We start from the raw sequence: 689 nt of genomic DNA, 5'->3' as shown, positions 1-689 counted from the left end.
GGTCACGGCTGGCCCGACTGGACGGTGGCGGCGGTCATGGCCGGCCTCGCCCTGTCGGCCGGCTGGACGGTGATGCGCCTGGCCCGCCAGGAACTGCGGTCCCCGCCGGCCTGACCCCACCCGCCGCCCCTGGCCCGACCCGCACCCGGCCATCGCGCCGTCCCCCGCACCGCACCGTGCCCGGAACTTTCCCGGCCGTGGCCCTATCATGCTGACATGCGCACCGTCTGGCTTTGCATGCTGATCGCCCTCATGCCGCTGCGGCTGTGGGCCGGCGGCGCCATGCTGGTGCAGCACCACGTCCCGGCGTCCACGCCGGCACAGGCCACGGCCACGCCGGTGGAGGTGGCCGTGGCGGCCGCCGAGCCCCCCTGCCACGCGGCCCCGGCCCCGGCCGAGGCCGCCCCGTTGGCGCCCCACGACCACGGCCACGACGGCACTGAAACGGGCACCGAACACCTGGGCTGCAGCGCCTGCGACATCTGTCACACCCTGGCCCACCCCTGGGTCGGCACCTGGCAGCCGTGGCTGGCCACGCCGCAGCCCCCACCGGCCCACCGGGCCGCGGCCCCGGCCAGCGCCCGGCTGGCCCCTGCCTTCAAACCCCCCATCGCCTGACCCCGAGCGCCCCCGTGCGTCCGCCGCGCCCCTGGGTGCCGGCCGCGTTTCGTGTGTTTTCGTGGAGAGAT

The 689-nt window shown here is 76.6% G+C and carries 1 protein-coding gene; it reads left to right on the top strand.

Annotation, left to right across the window (positions count from 1 at the left end; all coding sequences use genetic code 11):
* Positions 1-216: 216 nt before the first annotated feature.
* Entirely contained in the window at positions 217-618 is a 402-nt protein-coding gene (locus HA630_RS01405; protein WP_166832152.1) for a hypothetical protein, read from the top strand.
* Positions 619-689: the final 71 nt, after the last annotated feature.

Source organism: Aquabacterium sp. A08, from assembly GCF_011742065.1.
The sequence above is the reverse complement of the archived record's forward strand: the minus strand, read 5'-3'. Positions and strand labels throughout refer to the sequence as shown.